Here is a 17467-nt window from a genome sequence, read left to right as displayed (position 1 = left end):
ATGTGGTTGGCCGGATCCTTACCGTGCTCGGGGAGCGGTTATGACGGTGTCATCCGCCCGGCCATCTCCGGGTGCTCCTGGAGCCAGGCGGCGACCGCCTGCTCCTCGTGACCCTGGCCGCGCTCGTTGATCTCGGCCTCCAGACTGCCGAGCTCCGCCTCGCTCATGCGGAAGCCCTTGATCCACCGGGTGAGCTGCGGGTAGCGCGAGGGGAAGTCCTCGTTCGAGATGGTCCGGATGGTGTTGCCCTCGCCGAAGAGCTTCTTGTCGTCCTTCAGCTTGGTCAGGTCGTACTGGCTGTACGCCCAGTGCGGCGACCACAGGACGACGGCGACGGGCTGCTTCTTCGCGTACGCCCGCTTCAGCTCGGCCAGCATCGCGGGCGTGGAGCCGTCGACGACGTCGTACTCCTTGTCCAGGCCGTAGCCCGGCAGGACCTTGGTCTTGAGGAGGTTCATCTCGCCGGTGCCCGGCTCGATCCCGATGATCTTCCCGCCGAAGAGGTCCGCCTTGCCCTTGAGGTCCTCGTAGGACTTCACACCCTTGACGTACGAGGGCACGGCGACCTCCAGGGACGTCGGCCGGTACCAGGTGCCGAGGTCCTTGAGGCTGTCCTTGCTCTGGTCCCAGTAGTTCTTCTGCGCGTACGGCAGCCAGGCGTCGAAGTTGACGTCCAGGTCCCCGGAGGCGAGGCCCGTGTAGACGGGGCCGACGTCCATCTGCTTGAGGTTCAGCCGGTAGCCGCGCTTCTCCAGGACGTTCTTCCACAGGTAGGTGACGGCGATGTCCTCGTCCCAGGGGAACCAGGCCACGTTCACCGGGCGCTCGGTCTCCGCCGCCGCCTTCTGCACGGGGGCCAGCTTGTCGACCAGGCCGGGGTTCCGCTTCAGCCAGGTGCGGACGGCATCCTGCTGCCTGCCCTTGCCCGCCTTGTTGATCTCGGCCTCCAGGCCGGTGAGCTGCTTCTCGTCCAGCTTGAAGTTCTTCAGCCACTGCCCGACGACCGGGTTGTCCTGCGCGAAGCCCTTGCGGGCCACGGTGTGGATGCCGTCGCCCGAGCCCCAGGCGCCCTTGGGGTCCTTGAGCTTCTTCAGGTCGTAGTCGTTGTACGCCCAGTGCGGCGACCAGAGCGGGACGACGATCGGGGCCTTCTTGGCGTACGCCCGCTTCAGCTCGGCCAGCATGGCGGGCGTGGAGCTGTCGACGACCTCGTACTCCTTGTCGAGGCCGTACGCCTTGAGGACCTTGCTCTTGAGCAGGGCCGTCTCACCGGCGCTGGACTCGATGCCGGTGATCTTCCCGCCGAACCGTGAGGCCTTGCCCTTGAGGTCGGCGAGGGAGTTGACGTCCTTCATGTACGACGGGACGGTCAGCTCGAGAGACGTCCTGTCGTACCAGGCGCCGAGGTCGTCGAGCCTGCCGCCGTACTTCTTCCAGTACTGCGCGTGGGTCGTGGGCAGCCAGGCGCCGGTCATGAAGTCGACGTTGCCGGAGGCGACGGAGGTGTAGAGCGGTCCCGCGTCGAACTGCTCGGCGTCGACCTGGTAGCCGCGCTCCTCCAGGATCTCCTTCCAGAGGAAGGTGGAGGCGACTCCGTCGTCCCAGGGGACGTAGCCGATGCTGATCTTCTTGCCCTGGCCGACGTCCTTGCCGTCGGAGACGGCGGTGGCCTCACCGGAGGTGCCGCCGAAGATCCCCATGCCGCCCGCCACGAGGGCGAGGACGACGACACCGACCACGGCGATCTGGGGGCTGGGCCGGTAGGACCAGATCCTGAGGCCCTGGGTCGCGCGGGCCTTGGCGGCGGCACGGCGGCCCAGCGGGGAGACCTGGGTGCCGAGCGCGCTCGTCATGCGGTCGAGGTAGATCGCGAGGATCACGATGGCGACACCGGCCTCGGAGCCGAGGCCGACGTTGAGCTGGCCGATGGCCTCGTTGACGTCACCGCCGAGGCCTCCGGTGCCGACCATGCCGGCGATCGCGGCCATGGACAGGCCGAGCATGATGACCTGGTTGACGCCGGCCATCACGGTGGGCAGGGCGAGCGGCAGCTGGACCCGCAGGAGGGTGTCGCGGGGGGTGGTGCCGAACGCCTCGGCGGCCTCGACGAGCTCCTTGTCGACCTGGCGGATGCCGAGCTCGGTCATGCGGACACCGGGGGCGAGCGCGAAGATCAGGGTCGCGACGATGCCCGCGGAGGCGCCGGTGCCGAAGAACAGGATCGCCGGGATGAGGTAGATCATCGCGGGCAGCGTCTGCATGAAGTCCAGGACCGGCCGGACCAGTGCGCCGACCCGGTCCGAGCGGGCCGCCCAGATGCCCACGGGCACGGCTATGACCAGCGCGATGATCGTGGCGACGAGGACCAGCGACAGGGTCGTCATCGCGTCCTCCCACAGGTCGAGGGAGTCGATGAAGGCGAATCCCGCGAAGGTGAGGAGTCCGGCGAGGGTGCCGCGCAGCCAGAACGCGATCACGGCGAGGATGCCCGCGAGCAGCAGGGGCTGGGGCGCCTGGAGGACGGCGTCGATACCGTCGTAGGTGCCGGTGAAGACGGTCTTGAAGAAGTCGAAGAGCCAGGCCACGTGGTCGAGCAGCCAGTCGACGGAGTCGTTGACCCAGTCGCCGAGCGGGATCCTAGGCATGGGCGGCCTCCTCGTCCCCGAGGAAGCCCACCAGCCGCTGCTGGGGCACGATCCCGACGAGCCGGCGCTCGTCGTCGAGGACGGCCACCGGGTGCGTGGAGCGCGCGCTGATCGCGCAGAGTTCGGTGAACGGCGTGTCGGGCGTCGCGGTCTCGCAGTCGTCCGCGCAGTCGCAGTCCGCCCCGGCGCCGCCGAGGTCGGTGTCCATGACCGCGGCCGCGGTCAGGACACGGGAGCGGTCGACGTCCTTGGTGAAGGAGGCCACGTAGTCGTCCGCGGGCCGCACCAGGATGTCCTCCGCGCTGCCGATCTGGACGATCCGGCCGTCGCGCATGACGGCGACGCGGTCACCGAGCCGCATGGCCTCGTTGAGGTCGTGGGTGATGAAGACGATGGTCTTCTTCAGGGTCTTCTGGAGCTGGAGCAGCTGGTCCTGCATGTCCCGGCGGATCAGCGGGTCGAGCGCGCTGAAGGACTCGTCCATCAGCAGCAGGTCGGCGTCGGTGGCGAGGGCGCGGGCCAGGCCCACGCGCTGCTGCATGCCGCCGGACAGCTCGTCGGGCCAGGACTGCTCCCAGCCCTTGAGCCCGCACAGCTCCAGGGCCTCGGTGGCGCGTTCGAGGCGCTCGGCCTTGGCGACGCCCTGTACGGCGAGGCCGTAGGCGGCGTTCTCCAGGACACTGCGGTGCGGGAAGAGCGCGAAGTGCTGGAAGACCATGCTGATCTTCTGGGCGCGTACGGCCCGCAGTTCGCGGTCGGTGAGCGCGGTGAGGTCCTGGCCGTCGAAGCGGACGTGGCCCGCGGTCGGCTCCAGGAGGCCGTTGAGCATGCGCAGCAGGGTGGACTTGCCGGAGCCGGACAGGCCCATGACGACGAAGATCTGCCCCGGGTCCACGGTGAAGGAGGCGTCGACGACCGCGGCGGTGATGCCCTCGGCGCGCAGGCTCTCCCGGTCGGCGCCCTCGCGGAGCCGCTCGACTGCCTCCTCGGGCCGTCTTCCGAAGACCTTGTACAGCTGCTCTGCCTCAAGCCGTGATGACACGCGTACCTCTTGACTCTGGACCACTGGGCGGGAGACGAAGGGCCGCGAACAGTTGAAGATGCAACCTGCCTCGCTCCGGGGCCGCGCCTGCCCATGTGTCCTTCGGTCAAACACGCCCGTGTCCTGGTTCACAGGACGCACACACATGCCCCCGACGTCGCGCACCCGCCGGACGAGTTGCACGGCGGCGGCCACTGTCGGTGCCGTACGGCAGAGACAGCCGCTGTCGGTGCTGTACGGCATGATGCGAGGCGTGACCGGACGACTGATGCTCCTCGACACCGCCTCGCTCTACTTCCGTGCCTACTTCGGTGTGCCGGAGTCGGTGAAGGCACCGGACGGCACGCCGGTGAACGCCGTGCGCGGCCTCCTCGAATTCATCGACCGCCTGGTCAAGGACCACCATCCCGACGAGTTGGTGGCCTGCATGGACGCCGACTGGCGCCCGCAGTGGCGGGTCGACCTGATCCCGTCCTACAAGGCGCACCGCGTCGCCGAGGAGCACGAGGCCGGCCCGGACGAGGAGGAGGTCCCCGACACCCTCTCCCCGCAGGTCCCGATCATCGAGGCCGTCCTGGACGCGCTCGGCATCGCGCGGGTGGGTGTGGCCGGCTACGAGGCGGACGACGTGATCGGCACGTTCACCGCGCTGGCGAAGGGCCCGGTCGACATCGTCACCGGCGACCGCGACCTGTACCAGCTGGTCGACGACGAGCGCGGGGTGCGGGTGCTGTACCCCCTCAAGGGCGTCGGCACGCTCCAGTTGACCGACGAGGCGTGGCTGCGCGAGAAGTATGGCGTCGACGGCCGTGGGTACGCGGACCTGGCGCTGCTGCGCGGCGACCCGAGCGACGGCCTGCCGGGCGTGCCCGGGATCGGCGAGAAGACGGCGGCCAAGCTGCTCGCCGAGTTCGGGGACCTGGCGGGGATCATGGCCGCGGTCGAGGACCCCAAGGCGAAGCTCACGCCCTCGCAGCGCAAGCGGCTGGACGAGTCGCGGCCGTATGTCGCCGTGGCGCCGAAGGTCGTGCGGGTGGCCGGTGACGTCCCGCTGCCGCAGGTCGAGACCGCGCTGCCGCGTGCGCCGCGCGATCCCGAGATGCTGGACGCGCTGGGGACGCGGTGGGGGCTGGGCGGGTCGCTGCGGCGGGTGGTGGCGACGCTGGGCGCGTGACGCGGGGGGCGGAGGGCGACCCTGGGCACGTGACACCGGGGCCGGTGGCGGCACCGGGCGCACAAATATTGCCCGCGCTTTCCACGAGTGGCACGCCGTCGCCAGGGGGGTTGATGCTAACTTAGGCAAGCCTAAGCATATGGACTGGGAGGCCGCCATGGCAGAAGGACCGGGACGCAAGCCGCGGAAGCCCCGCTCCGCACAGGTGGTCCGCACCGAACGCCTCACCCCGCACATGCAGCGCGTGGTGCTCGGCGGCGACGGACTCGCCGACTTCACGGCGGACACCTGCACCGACCACTACGTCAAGATCCTTTTCCCGGCCGGGGGCGCCACCTACCCCGAACCCTTCGACATGGAGCGCATCCGCGAGGAGTTCCCGCGCGAGCAGTGGCCCGTGACCCGCACCTACACCGTGCGCCACTGGGACGCCGAACACCGCGAGCTCACCCTGGACTTCGTGATCCACGGCGACGAGGGCCTCGCCGGCCCCTGGGCGACCCGCGTCCAGCCCGGCGCGACCGTGCACTTCATGGGCCCGGGCGGCGCCTACACCCCGAACCCGGACGCCGACTGGCACCTGCTCGTGGGCGACGAGAGCGCGCTGCCCGCGATCGCCCGCTCCCTGGAGTCGCTGCCCGACGGCGCCCGCGCGCACGCCTTCATCGAGGTCGCCGGCCCCGAGGAGGAGCAGAAGATCGACTCGGACGTGGAGGTCGTCTGGCTGCACCGCGGCTCCCGCCCGGTCGGCGAGCCGCTGGTGGAGGCCGTACGCGCGCTGGAGTTCCCGGAGGGCCGGCTGTGCGCGTTCGTGCACGGCGAGGCGCACTTCGTGAAGCAGCTGCGCCATCTGCTGCGGGTCGAGCGCGAGATCCCGCGCGAGGACCTCTCGATCTCCGGCTACTGGCGCCTGGGCCACAACGAGGACGGCTGGCAGGCCTCCAAGCGGGAGTGGAACGCCCGCATCGAGGCGGAGCAGGAGGGGACGGCTCCGGCGGCTTAGGCGTACGGAGGCTCAGGCGTACGGGGGCTTGGACGTACGGCGGCTTCAAGGTACGGGGGCTTCGGCGTTACGGCTTCCCAGGCGGCGGCATCTCTGAGGTGCCGCCGCTTCGCCGTGCCCGGGGTTCGCGCCCCGGCCACCCGTCCCCCGCCCCCCGGCTGACGGACTCACCGCGTCCCGTCCGCCCCCGCTCCGGAGGCCGTGAGGAGTTGGGCCCAGCTCCGATACGACCGCGTCACGCACCCGAAACAGCGCCTACCTAATTTCTGTCGCCCGACAGGAATTCGCCCGCCGAAGGCAGGTGCCGCCGTGACGACGACCAGTCCCTCCGATGTCCGTCCCGATCCACCCCACTCCTCCTCCCCCTCCCCCGACGACCGGTCCCTCGCCGAGTTCGGCTACCGCCAGGAGCTGCACCGCAGCCTGGGCCGGTACGCGTCCTTCGCGGCGGGCTTCTCCTTCATCTCGGTCCTGACGACCGTCTTCCAGTTCTTCGCCTTCGGGTACTCCTTCGGCGGCCCGGTCTTCTTCTGGGCCTGGCCGGCGGTACTGGTCGGTCAGCTGCTGGTGGCGGCCTGCTTCGCGGAACTCGCGGCGCGGTACCCCATCTCGGGCGCGATCTACCAGTGGTCGTCCCGCCTCTCGACCCCCACGTTCGGCTGGTTCGCCGGCTGGATCATGGTGATCGGGCAGGTCGTGGTCGTCGCGGCGGCCGCGCTGGCCCTTCAGATGGTGCTGCCGGCGATCTGGTCCGGCTTCCAGCTGGTCGGCACCGACCCGGCGCCGACCTCGGCGGACGGGGCGGCGAACGCGGCCGTCCTGGGCGTGCTCCTCCTGGTCCTGACGACCCTCGTGAACGTCGTGGACAACCGGGTGATGTCCCTGATCAACCGGGTCGGCGTGACCGCCGAGATCATCGGCGCGGTGCTGATCGTCGTGCTGCTGCTGACCCACTCCGAGCGCACACCGGGCATCACCTTCCACACCGAGGGCATCCCGCAGAACGGTCTGTTCGGCGCCCTGCTCATCGGTTCGTTCACGGCGGCGTACGTGATGATCGGTTTCGACAGCGCGGGCGAGATGAGCGAGGAGACCCACAACCCCCGCCGCACGGCCCCGCGCACGATCCTCACCGCCCTGGGCGCGGCGGGCCTGCTGGGCGGCCTGATCGTCCTCGGCGGCCTCCTCGCCGCGCCCAGTCTCACGGACGGCCACCTGGGCGTCGACGGCCTCAGCTACGTCCTGACGAGCAGCCTCGGCGACGGGGTGGGCAAACTCCTGCTGGCCGACGTGGTGGTGGCGATCGCCGTGGCGACCCTGGCCATCCAGACGGCGGCCTGCCGGATGCTCTTCTCGATGGCCCGCGACGGCCAACTGCCCTTCGCGGCCCGCCTGGCCCGGGTGAACCCCCGCACGGGCATGCCCACCGCGCCCGCCTTGGTGGTCGGCGCCCTGGCGGCCGCGCTGCTCCTCCTCAACTTCGCCTCGCCGGAGGCGTTCCTCGCGATCGGCACGACCTGCATCGTGATGCTGTACCTGGCGTACGCGATGGTCACGGGCCCCCTGCTGGTCCGCCGCGTGAAGGGCGAGTTCACCTCGTCGGGCACGGACGAGACCGGCGCCCGCCTGTTCTCCCTGGGCCGCTGGGGCACACCGGTCAACGCCCTGGCCCTCCTCTACGGCCTCCTCATGACCGTCAACCTGGCCTGGCCGAGGGCGGAGGTGTACGACCCGGCGGGCGGGCACTGGTACTTCCAGTGGTTCACGGTGCTGTTCCTGGCCGCGACGCTGGCGGCGGGAGTGGCCTGGCGAGCACTGCGCAGGCGTACGCCGGCCTAGTACTCCCCCGCTCGGCGCCCCCTCGGGGTGTCGCTCACGCGGGCGTGGAGGTGCATGTCGTGCCAGCCGTCGGGATGCAGCACCGCGCTGCGCTTGGTCCCTTCCAGCGCGAAGCCGGTCTTGGCGGCGACACGGCAGGAGGCCTCGTTGCGGACGGCGTGGAGCAGTTCGAGGCGGTGGAACCCGATGTCGTCGAGGGCCCAGCGGGCGAGCACGGCGGTGGCGCGAGCCGCGACACCGCGTCCGCGGGCCCCGGCGGTCGTCCAGTACGCCATCTCGGCCTGTCCGTCGTCGAGACGGATCTCCCGCAGCGCCACCCGGCCGAGCAGCAGACCGGTACCGGATTCCACGACGGCCCACTGCGCCGCCGTCTCCCCGGCCCAGGCCGCCGTCCACTCCTCGATCCAGCCGCCGACCTCTGCCACGGAGTCGGCGGCACGGGCGTGCCACTGGTGCATCGCCGGGTCCTGGAACGCGGCGTGGACGGCGGGCGCGTCCCCGGGTCGCCAGGGCCGCAGGAGCAGCCCGCCGTCGGTGGGGAGGGTGGGCTGGAGGGTGGCGGAGAGGGTGCCGGGGAGCAGGACGGGTGCGGTGAGATACGGCATGGCCCGCATCCTGCCAACCACGCGGAGCCCGCCCCAAAGGTTTTTCGCCGACGGACTGGGGTCCCCGACCCCCGCTCACCCTCGTCCAGCCAACCACCCTCCGGATCAAGGCCGTTGCATGCGGATTTCCCGCCTCCGGGGTCACCTTGCTCCCCAACTGCCGCAAACGGGGGTGGTACCCGCGGCGCACCGGCAGGCTGGAATGCGCGGCCGTGCATCCGGCGGCCGACGACTCCGCACCGTGCGCCGGGGCTGCGCCCCCTGTTGCCCGGCCGGAAATCGTCGCATGGTGCGAAGTGGTGGGCGGTCAGGGCAATTGCGAGCATGAGCGGTGTCGCACCTGAGCCTGTGAGGGTGGTGGCCTGATGCTTGGAATGCAAGCCGGTGCGCCTGTGGCCGGCGCTCGGCGCCGGACCCCGCCGGCGTCGGAGGGGTGGTGTACGGGTGCGAATGCGCCAACCGAGGCCGACCGCCGCCTCGCCGCCGGACCCCACGGCGTCCCGCCGAGAACCCGGACCCGGCCACCCCCGGCCGCGCCCTCCCGGCCTCCCACCACAACCCTCGGGCAGCGGCTCCGGGCCACGTCGGGCAGTTGACGAAACCCGTGGCGGCAGCGGAAGGTAGGGATGATCCACGACCTCGCCACCGACAACGCTGTCCTGGCGGTGGTGGCCACAGATTCCCCGCACCGCCCGGCTGCCGCCGCGAAGGCCCCGGCCGACGACACCGCCCGGCGCGCAAGGCGTGTTTCGTGCACGAGTTCAGCCACGCTGTGACCGCAGCGTGTGGAACACCACGCGTAGTTCATGGACTTGGTCGGCTCCGCCCCCCGGAGGGCATCATGCGTCGCTCTGCCGATTCCGTGTTCTGCCTCAGCTGAATGACCCGAAAAGGACTGTTCGTACCAGACCTTGAATATGTGACGGGAGATCAGCACGATGCGCATAACCTCGTCCTCGACATCTTACCCGTGGACGCACAAGTCAAGGGATCCTTTCTGGACTTTGCCGCGCGGGGTGATTCCGAAACAGGGCGCCACAGGAGGAAGCCCCCGATCGAGGGGAGTTGGCGATGAGTGATCTGGCGAGCCTGCCGGGCCCAGTAAGCCCCGGAATTCCTGATCAGGTCCAGCCGATGGCTGAACCCGCAGAGTGGCGGAATTCGGTCGACTCGCTTCTCTCCGACCCTGACGCCATGGCCTTGGCCGGAATGCTGTGCCTTGCCATCAAGGCGGAGACCACCAACGCCAGTCGGTCCGCGCTCAGGTCTCACACCTCGCACCTCGGTGCGGTACGCACCTCGGGCCTGCAAGCCGTACGCGCCCTGTTACGCCGCGAGCACGGTCAGGTGAGCTGGCAGACTCTGCTCGGCAGGGACACCGGCGGGCTTTTGACCGTCGCATGCGACCGGCTGACGCGCAGTTCAAAGACTCCGCCACTGATCGCTGTACGCGAGGAACTCTCCGTCGACCGGGCTCAGCAGTGGTGCCGGCAGGCTCTGGGACACACGGCTCACTACTCGTTCGCCATGGAGATGGCCGGCCTCTTCACCGCTTTGTGCACCGCACCCGAATCGAGTACCGCACTCGAAGCGAAGACCACTTTCCTGTGGGGAGTTCTGGCCGGAATCAGCGAGTACTACGCGGGAACCACCCCGCACGTATCGGATATCGGCCGCCTCGCAAGGGAAGCCGTGACCGCGTCCCAGGAATGCGTACGCTTGCACGGCCGCGAGGGCGAGCTGGTGGTCGCCGCGCAGGTGGAGTGCGGGGCGGTCCAGCTTGTCGACAACCTGACCGGAATCCTTCAGCTGCCGGATCTCTTCAGTCCCTCGGAGTACATCCGAATCAGGGGCGCCGACATCGGAGTGCACATCTACACCGTCCAGGACGATCACTCGGAGCGGTTCCGGGAACTCGTCGACGAGACCACGATGGTGGCGGTGCTCGCTCATGACCTGATCGACCAGGGCCGCGACGCCGAGAACGGCAACCGCAACAATCTGGCCCTGCGACTGCCTGACCGGGCACAGCTCTGGGACATCCTCGAGGTCTGCCTGAGCCATACCTGCGCGATCGGGGGCGAGCAGTGGCAGCGCGTCGTCGCAGGCTTCGTGGTGGGCACCTGCCTGTACGCGCGAGGCGGCCGGGAACGTGTGCATGACGGCACCGAGACCGTCGTACGCAGGAGGCTCCGCCCGAGCATGGAGTGGACGTACGCACCGCATCTGGCCGAACGGTTCTCCCGGCAGGAGTGCACTTGCACCGATCAGGCTGATGTCGTCGACATCGGTCCTGGACTCGACCGGCTCTACGCCGACAGTTCGACCATCGTGCGCGGCTGGCTGCGCGGCCGCTGGGACGCCCACTTCGACGTGACCGAACTCCAGCGGCTCGCTCTCGCATGCGCCTCAGCCGTGCGGAGCAGAAGCGCACTGTTCTCCGGCCGGAACGGAGCAGAAGCGATCCCGTGAGGGCCGCCGAGGCCAGGGAGGGCCGTCGGCGTCGCCCGCTCACGTCCCCGTCGTAGGCTTGATCGTGATGAGACGACGTACCCCGGCACCTCCTGCTCCCCTCCCACAGCGGGACGGGGTCGATCCGGTGCGGGTGCGGTTGCCGCCCGGGGACGGCTGGGCGACCGTGCGGGATCATCTCGTGGCACGGCTTCCCGTCGGCGCCGAGGTGGTCGACGGGATGCTGGAGGCGGGTCGGATCGTGGACGCCGACGGGCGGCCGGTGCGACGGGACAGCGTCTACGCGCCCGGGATGTTCGTCTGGTTCCACCGGGAGCTGCCCGAGGAGGAGCGGGTCCCGTTCACGATCGACGTCATTCACCGGGACGACCACCTGGTGGTGGCCGACAAGCCGCACTTCCTCGCCACCACCCCACGCGGCAGCCACATCGCCGAGACGGCCCTGGCCCGGCTGCGGCGCGAGCTGGACATCCCCACGCTCGGCGCCGCGCACCGGCTGGACCGGCTGACGGCGGGCCTGGTCATGTTCACCGTACGACCTGAGGAACGCGGCGCGTATCAGTCGCTGTTCCGGGACCGGCACGTAACCAAGGAGTACGAGGCGGTGGCCCCGTACGACCCGACGCTGTCCCTTCCCCGCACCGTGCGCAGCCGGATCGTCAAGGAGCGGGGGGTCCTGGCGGCCTACGAGGTCGAGGGTGAGCCCAACGCCGTCAGCCGGGTCGAGTTGCTGGAGCACCGGGCTGGTCTCGGCCGGTACCGACTGACGCCGAGTACCGGGCAGACGCACCAACTGCGGGTGCACATGAGCGCCTTGGGCGTGCCGATCCTCGGCGACCCCCTCTACCCGACGGTCACCGGCCCCGTCCCGGCCGGCGACTTCCGGCGTCCGCTCCAACTGCTGGCGCGGGTACTGGAGTTCACCGATCCGGTCACGGGACGCGAGCACCGGTTCGTCAGCCGGCGGGCGCTGAAGGCATGGGTGTCGTACGGGAAGTGGGCATCCCCGGACATCTAGCGCCCCGGGCCGACTCAGTCGCCACGCCACCAGCGCAGGAGCCGCTGCCACGCCCCGAGCCGGACGACGGGTTCGGGCGCAGGTTCGGGCGTCGGGGCCGACACGACCGGCTCCGGAGGAGCTGCTTGCGGGAGCGGTGTGCCGACCTGCCAGTCACTGGGACGCTGCGACGGCACCGGGTGCGACGGACGCTCCATGACGTCCTGCTGCGGCTTGGGCGCGAACTTCACCGGCAAGTCCACCAGGTGCCGGTTCGAGATGGTCTCCTGCCACTGGAGATCGTCCTCGTCGCAGGCCAGTTCCGCGTCGGGCAGCCGGGTCAGCAGCGCGTCGACGCCGACGTCGGCGATGGCACGGCCGATGTCCTGGCCCGGACACTCATGGGGCCCGCCGCTGAAGGCGAGGTGGGAGCGGTTGCCGTGCATATGGGCCTTGGTGTCGGGACGGACACGCGGGTCGACGTTGCCCGGCGCGATGCCCATCAGGAGACCGTCGCCCTTCCGGATGCGCTGCCCTCCCAACTCCGTGTCCTGTTTGGCGAAGTACCCCAGGACGGCGCTGAACGGCGGCTCGTCCCACATGGACTGCTCGACCGCCTGGGGCACCGTCATCTGGCCGCCGTTGAGCTGGGCGCGGAACCTCGGGTCGGTGAGCACCACCCGCAGCACGTTGGCGAGGAGGTTGGCGGTGCTCTCGTAGGCGACGATCAGAATGAGGCGCAGGTGCTGACTGACCTCCTCGTCCGTGAGCTTCGCCGGGTGGTTGATGAGGTGGCTGGTGAAGTCGTCCTCGGGTGCGGCCCTGCGGCGGACGGTGAGCCGCGTGAGGACATCCATGATGTAGGCGTTGCTCTCGATGGCCGTCTCGGTGCCCTTGGGCAGGTCGCGGGCGGCATGCACGAGCCGGTCGTTGTACTCGTCCGGCATGCCGAAGATCTCGCACATGACCATCATCGGCAGCCGCTCCGCGAACTGGCTGACCAGGTCGGCGCTGCCCTTCTCACAGAACCTGTTGACGAGGTGCTGGGTCGCTCGGTTGATGTGACGCCGGATACCTCGGTGGTTGATGGTCGAGATCGCGCCGTTGACCGCTCCCCGCAGACGCAGGTGCTCGTCGCCCTCGGCATGGGAGCACAGCGGCTGCCAGGCGAGGTGCGGCATCATCGGATGGTCCGGCTTGACCGTGCCGTCCCGCATGGGCCCCCACAACCGGGTGTCACGGCTGAAGTGGGACGGGGTGCGCACCATGTGCATGTTCTCGCTGTGGCCGAGCACCACCCAGATGGGCACGTCATCGTGAAGCATCGCGGGAGCCACGGTCCCGTGCGCGGCGCGGAGCTCCTCGTACACGGAGCCGAGGTCCTCCGCCCCCGGACCGTACAACCGCCGCAGCCCACCGGGCCCGACGCCGTGCGCGGGGCAGCCAGGGGGCGGGGCGGTCGTGGAGTCGTAGGTGCCGGTCGGGGAATGGGGTTCAGGAGTCACGATGGTCGCTCCGAAACTGAGGTCGATCCGGGGTGGGGGAAGGGAGGGAGTACAAGGGGCTGACCGGGTTCCGGCTCACACGGGAGCCTTCTCCGCCGTCAGCGAGTGCAGGAACCGCAGCAGCGTCATCAGCACGTCCCTGCTGGACGCCCGTCGGCGTGCGTCGCATTCGACGATCGGGATGTCCGGGCTCAGGTCGAGCGCGATGCGCAGTTCCTCGATGTCGTGCCGCGGGCCGTCCGGGAACGTGTTGACGGCCACGACGAACGGGACGCCGCGTTCCTCCAGCCGGCCCATGACGTCGAAGCTGACCTCGAGCCGCCGCGTGTCCACCAGGACCACCGCGCCGAGCGCGCCTTCGAACAGGCCGTTCCAGAGGAACCAGAAGCGTTCCTGGCCGGGGGTGCCGAAGAGGTAGAGCACCAGTTGCTCGGTGATGCTGATGCGGCCGAAGTCCATGGCCACGGTGGTGGCCGTCTTGGTCTCGGAACCGTAGTTGTCGTCGACGCCGATGCCGGCCTGGGTCATGGTCTCCTCGGTGGTCAGCGGTTTGATCTCGCTGACCGAGCCGACCATGGTCGTCTTGCCGACGCCGAAGCCACCGACGATGACGATCTTCACCGCGGCCTCGGCGGTGTGGGGCAGGTGGTCCTCGGTACGTGGACCAGGGATGGTGTCAGAGCCGTTGAAGTCCATGCATCACCGCTTCGAGGAGGGAACGGTCGGCCAGCGCCTGGCGGATCACAGGGGCGCGGGCCGTGACCAGTTCGGCCGTCAGCAGCTCGGTGAGCAGGACGGTCACCACGCTGAACGGCAGGCTGAGATAGGCGGACAGCTCGGCCACGGACAGGGGGGCCGTGCAGAGCCTGAGCAGCGCCGCCTGCTCAGGCGTGGCGGAGGGCGGTGGGTCGGCGTGCGCCACGATTAAGGTGACCAGGTCGAGTTCCGAGCGCTCGGTCCCGTCGGGGCCGGTGATGACGTACAGCCGCTCGGGGTTCTTCTTCGGTCCCTCGGGGGTGTCCTGGCCCTCCTTCGGGGGTTGCGGCGCCGGCTCCGGACTGGTCCTGGGGAATCGCCGTCGGCGTTGCGGAGGAGTCATACGGTCTGCCCGTTGCGTCGAGGCGGACTGGTGAGGTGCGCGCCGATCCGGACGACCAGGTCGCTCATGCGGGCGCTCATGTGGCCGGGCTCGGTGATGATGTCGGAGAGCACCGCCAGATAGGCGTTGGGACCCGCGGCCATCAGGTAGAAGTAGCCGCCGTGGATCTCGATGAGGACCATCTTCATCTTGCCGTCGCTGCCCGGGATCTCGCCCGCGACGGCCCCCGCCAGGCTCTGGAGCCCCGCGCAGGCGGCCGCGACGCGGTCGGCGGTGTCCGGGTCGCCGCCGTGCCGGGCGATGCGCAGGCCGTCGGCGGAGAGCACCACGATCATCTGGATGCCCGGAACGCCTTTGGCGAGGTCCTGGAGCATCCAGTCGAAGTTGCCTCGCTGCTGGATCACTTGAGGTTCCCCTCGTCTTCGGCCTCGGTACGGGCCGGTTCGTCGGTCGCTTGGGTGACTGCGGAAGAGGTGGGGCGCTTGAGGCCGTCCATGAACGCCTGGACCCACAGGCCCGGCGGGGTGTCGTCCGGCTTCGGCTCGGGTTCGGGCTCGCGCCGGGCCGTCGACCAGATGGTCGGGCGGCCTTCCCGCTCGGCGCGTTCGATCTCGGCCTGCTCGGCGTAGCGCTGCGAGAACGACGCCTTGACCCGACTGCGGCGCTGCGGAAGCCCGTTGGCGGTCCACTCGGTGACCTCGGGGACGTCGTCCTCCATCGACACCGGTGTCGTGAACTTGGGGCTGGTGGGCCGGCGCTTCTTGATCGTGCGCTTGGGCCCGGGCAGCGCACCGAGTTCGGCCTTGGGCACGGCGGTGGCACCGATGCCGTGCGCGAGTCCGACACCGGGCTCGTCGGTGAGCATGTCGCTGGGTACGACGAGGATCGCGCGGACACCGCCGTACGCGGAGGCACGCAGCGAGACCTGCATGTCGTACGCCGCGCAGAGCCGGCCCACGACGGCGAGGCCGAGGCGCGGCGACTCCCCGAGGTCCTGGAAGTCCACGCCCGCCTTGGCGCGTTCGAGCATGCCCTCGGCCCTGAGGCGGGCCTCCTCGCTGAGGCTGACGCCGGCGTCCTCGATCTCGATGCAGACCCCGGTCTGCACCTCGGTGGCGGTGACGTGGACCTTGCTCTGCGGCGGCGAGTAGCGTGTGGCGTTGTCGAGGAGCTCGGCCGCCGCATGGATCACGGGCTCCACCGCGGTGCCCTTGACGTTGACCTTGGCGATCGAGGTCAGGTCGATGCGCCGGTACTCCAGGATCCGGGACATGGCACCGCGCAGCACGCTGTAGAGCGCGACGGGCTCGGGCCACTGCCGGCCGGGGCGGCCGCCGCCGAGGACGGAGATGGAGTCGGCGAGCCGGCCGATCAGCGCGGTGCCGTGGTCGATGCGCAGGAGGTCGTCGAAGACCTCGGGGTTGCGGCCGTGGTCCTCCTCCATCTCCCGCAGTTCGTTGGCCTGTTGGTGCACGATGGCCTGGACGCGCCGGGCGATGTTCACAAAGGAGCGCTGTGCGGCGTCCCGCATGATGTCCTCGGTGTCCACGATGTGGAGCACCGTCTTGAGGAGGCGGATCTGCGCGTCGGGGAGGTCGGCCCACGCGGGGTCGATCTCACCGAGTCGGCGAATCACCTCTCCGGGGGAACTTCCGCGCCGCATCCGGTCCAGTGCCGCCGGAGCGATCTCCTTCGCGAACCGGATCTGCTCCCGGTCGTGGCCGGCGATGCGCTGCTGGAGCGCGGCGATGTGACGGTCGTGCTCGATGCGCTGCTCGCGCAGTTCACGACCGCGCCGGACGGCTTCGGCCGCCACCGCGATCACCAGCAGCGTGGCGACGACACCGCAGCCGCCCACGGCGACCCGGGCGGACTGCTGCACTGCCGCGACGGCGGCCCCGGTCGCCGCGGCCATGACTATGGCGGGGAGCAACAGCACGCGCGCATACGGCAGTTCACGGCGTCCTGGGGGGGACTGAACACTCACCATGTGGGCCCTCTGAGACGTATCGACGGGGAGTCGCACATATAGGGAACAAGCGCACGAATACACATCAACTCGGTGCGCTGCGGGCGAGCTTAGTCCGACCGGATCATCGCCGTGTCATATTCAGCAAGCGCCTGAAACGGACATCCGGACTGGAGTACCCTCGGCCCATTTACACGCTCAGCCATCGCTCGCACACGGTGAGTCATGAAGCACGGGCGTGCGAAAACCACTCACCGCGGCGGGTGAAGAACGCCTTCCGAGGCTCTCCGGCGCCTTCCGGCGCCTTCCGGCACCTTCCGGCGTCTTCCGGCGTCTTCCGGCGGCCTCAGACCCCGGCGATCCGCAGCGCGGCGTCCGCGGTGGCTTCCGCGAAGACGGAGACCGGGCGCTCGGGATCGGAGCGGTGGACGAGGATCACGCCCTCGATCAGGCCGAACACCAGGTCCGTACGGAGATCGAGTTCGCTCTTGGCGAGGGCGCCGCCCGCGGCCGTCGCCGCGATCGACTGGCGGTAGGCGTCCTTGAGTTCGGCGCGCACGGCATGGAAGCCGGCGAACCGCTCCGTACGCACCTCCGGCAGCAGATAGAGGCCGCCGAGGTTGTACGGCCCCCCGCACAGCACCTCGACGTCCGCGCGGCACAGCTCCCACAGCCGGCGCTCGGGCGGGGCCGTGTCGTCGGCGAGCAGTTCGCGGGCGTACGCCAGCGAGGGCGTGACGGTGGACTCCAGGAGCTCGGCGAGGAGTTCCTCCTTGCCGGAGACGTAGTGGTACATGGACGCCTGCCGCATGCCGGCCCGCTCGGCGACGGCGCGGGTGCTGGTGGCGGCGTAGCCGAGGGTGGTGAACAACTCGGCTGCGGCGACGAGGAGTTCCGCACGCGGCGCGAGCCCGCTCTCCGGCCGCCGAGCGGCACGCGGCCTCCCGACCCGCCGCCCCGACTCCGCCGCACCACCTGTCGTACCCATGCGTTCGATCCTCGCACACAGGGCACGACACGATCTCCGACGGCTTTCGCGCGGCTCCGACCGGCCTTCGCTCGGCTCCGACACGGCCCCGACATGGCTCCGACTCGGGCGAACCCCACCCCGCCACCC

General features: G+C 69.9%; 14 protein-coding genes. 5 read left to right on the top strand and 9 right to left on the bottom strand.

What is annotated here, in order from left to right; all coding sequences use genetic code 11:
• Positions 1–38: 38 nt before the first annotated feature.
• Positions 39–2645: an ABC transporter permease/substrate binding protein gene (locus H295_RS0124315; protein ID WP_020137963.1), complete on the bottom strand. Its 2607-nt coding sequence runs from the start codon at positions 2643–2645 to the stop codon at positions 39–41.
• Positions 2638–3687, bottom strand: a complete 1050-nt coding sequence (locus tag H295_RS0124310) for a quaternary amine ABC transporter ATP-binding protein (RefSeq protein WP_020137962.1) — start codon at positions 3685–3687, stop codon at positions 2638–2640. Before H295_RS0124310 ends, H295_RS0124315 begins: the two co-directional genes overlap by 8 nt.
• Positions 3688–3931: 244 nt before the next feature.
• Here H295_RS0124310 and H295_RS0124305 point away from each other — a divergent pair, with 244 nt between their 5' ends.
• The 3 genes from H295_RS0124305 (at position 3932) to H295_RS0124295 (ending at position 7703) form a co-directional block, all read left to right on the top strand.
• The gene (locus tag H295_RS0124305) at positions 3932–4861 is read left to right on the top strand and encodes a 5'-3' exonuclease (protein WP_420706257.1); all 930 of its coding nucleotides are present in this window, start codon (positions 3932–3934) and stop codon (positions 4859–4861) included.
• 157 nt (positions 4862–5018) lie between these two features.
• Positions 5019–5864: a siderophore-interacting protein gene (locus tag H295_RS0124300; RefSeq protein ID WP_028809698.1), complete on the top strand. Its 846-nt coding sequence runs from the start codon at positions 5019–5021 to the stop codon at positions 5862–5864.
• A gap of 309 nt (positions 5865–6173) precedes the next feature.
• Positions 6174–7703, top strand: coding sequence for an amino acid permease (locus H295_RS0124295; RefSeq protein ID WP_020137959.1), 1530 nt, complete (start codon positions 6174–6176; stop codon positions 7701–7703).
• Here the strand turns inward: H295_RS0124295 and H295_RS43525 are convergent.
• The gene (locus tag H295_RS43525) at positions 7700–8308 is read right to left on the bottom strand and encodes a GNAT family N-acetyltransferase (protein WP_020137958.1); all 609 of its coding nucleotides are present in this window, start codon (positions 8306–8308) and stop codon (positions 7700–7702) included. The two genes, H295_RS0124295 and H295_RS43525, sit on opposite strands and share 4 nt — an antisense overlap.
• A gap of 1071 nt (positions 8309–9379) precedes the next feature.
• Between H295_RS43525 and H295_RS0124285 the strand changes: the two genes are divergently transcribed.
• Both H295_RS0124285 and H295_RS0124280 read left to right on the top strand, forming a co-directional pair.
• Positions 9380–10780, top strand: a complete 1401-nt coding sequence (locus H295_RS0124285) for a hypothetical protein (protein ID WP_028809697.1) — start codon at positions 9380–9382, stop codon at positions 10778–10780.
• Between the two features lie 67 nt (positions 10781–10847).
• Positions 10848–11798 (top strand): RluA family pseudouridine synthase, encoded by a 951-nt coding sequence (locus H295_RS0124280; RefSeq protein WP_078616741.1) that lies wholly within the window; start codon positions 10848–10850, stop codon positions 11796–11798.
• Between the two features lie 14 nt (positions 11799–11812).
• Here H295_RS0124280 and H295_RS0124275 read toward each other — a convergent pair whose 3' ends face one another.
• From H295_RS0124275 to H295_RS0124250, 6 genes are all read right to left on the bottom strand, one after another.
• Positions 11813–13282: a cytochrome P450 gene (locus H295_RS0124275; protein ID WP_028809696.1), complete on the bottom strand. Its 1470-nt coding sequence runs from the start codon at positions 13280–13282 to the stop codon at positions 11813–11815.
• Positions 13283–13357: 75 nt separating this feature from the next.
• Positions 13358–13978: a GTP-binding protein gene (locus H295_RS0124270; RefSeq protein WP_020137954.1), complete on the bottom strand. Its 621-nt coding sequence runs from the start codon at positions 13976–13978 to the stop codon at positions 13358–13360.
• Positions 13959–14381, bottom strand: a complete 423-nt coding sequence (locus tag H295_RS0124265) for a DUF742 domain-containing protein (RefSeq protein WP_020137953.1) — start codon at positions 14379–14381, stop codon at positions 13959–13961. Before H295_RS0124265 ends, H295_RS0124270 begins: the two co-directional genes overlap by 20 nt.
• Entirely contained in the window at positions 14378–14785 is a 408-nt protein-coding gene (locus H295_RS0124260; protein WP_007380839.1) for a roadblock/LC7 domain-containing protein, read from the bottom strand. Before H295_RS0124260 ends, H295_RS0124265 begins: the two co-directional genes overlap by 4 nt.
• Positions 14782–16371, bottom strand: coding sequence for a sensor histidine kinase (locus tag H295_RS0124255; RefSeq protein WP_199788616.1), 1590 nt, complete (start codon positions 16369–16371; stop codon positions 14782–14784). The genes H295_RS0124260 and H295_RS0124255 overlap by 4 nt, the downstream gene beginning before the upstream one ends.
• Positions 16372–16696: 325 nt before the next feature.
• A complete protein-coding gene (locus tag H295_RS0124250; protein ID WP_028809695.1) occupies positions 16697–17338 on the bottom strand; it encodes a TetR/AcrR family transcriptional regulator in 642 nt (213 codons plus the stop codon).
• Positions 17339–17467 lie beyond the last annotated feature (129 nt).

Origin of the sequence: Streptomyces sp. 351MFTsu5.1, assembly GCF_000383655.1 — a bacterium.
Lineage (GTDB): Bacteria > Actinomycetota > Actinomycetes > Streptomycetales > Streptomycetaceae > Streptomyces > Streptomyces griseorubiginosus.
Note: the sequence above shows the minus strand (reverse complement) of the source record. Positions and strands in the feature narration are given on the sequence as shown.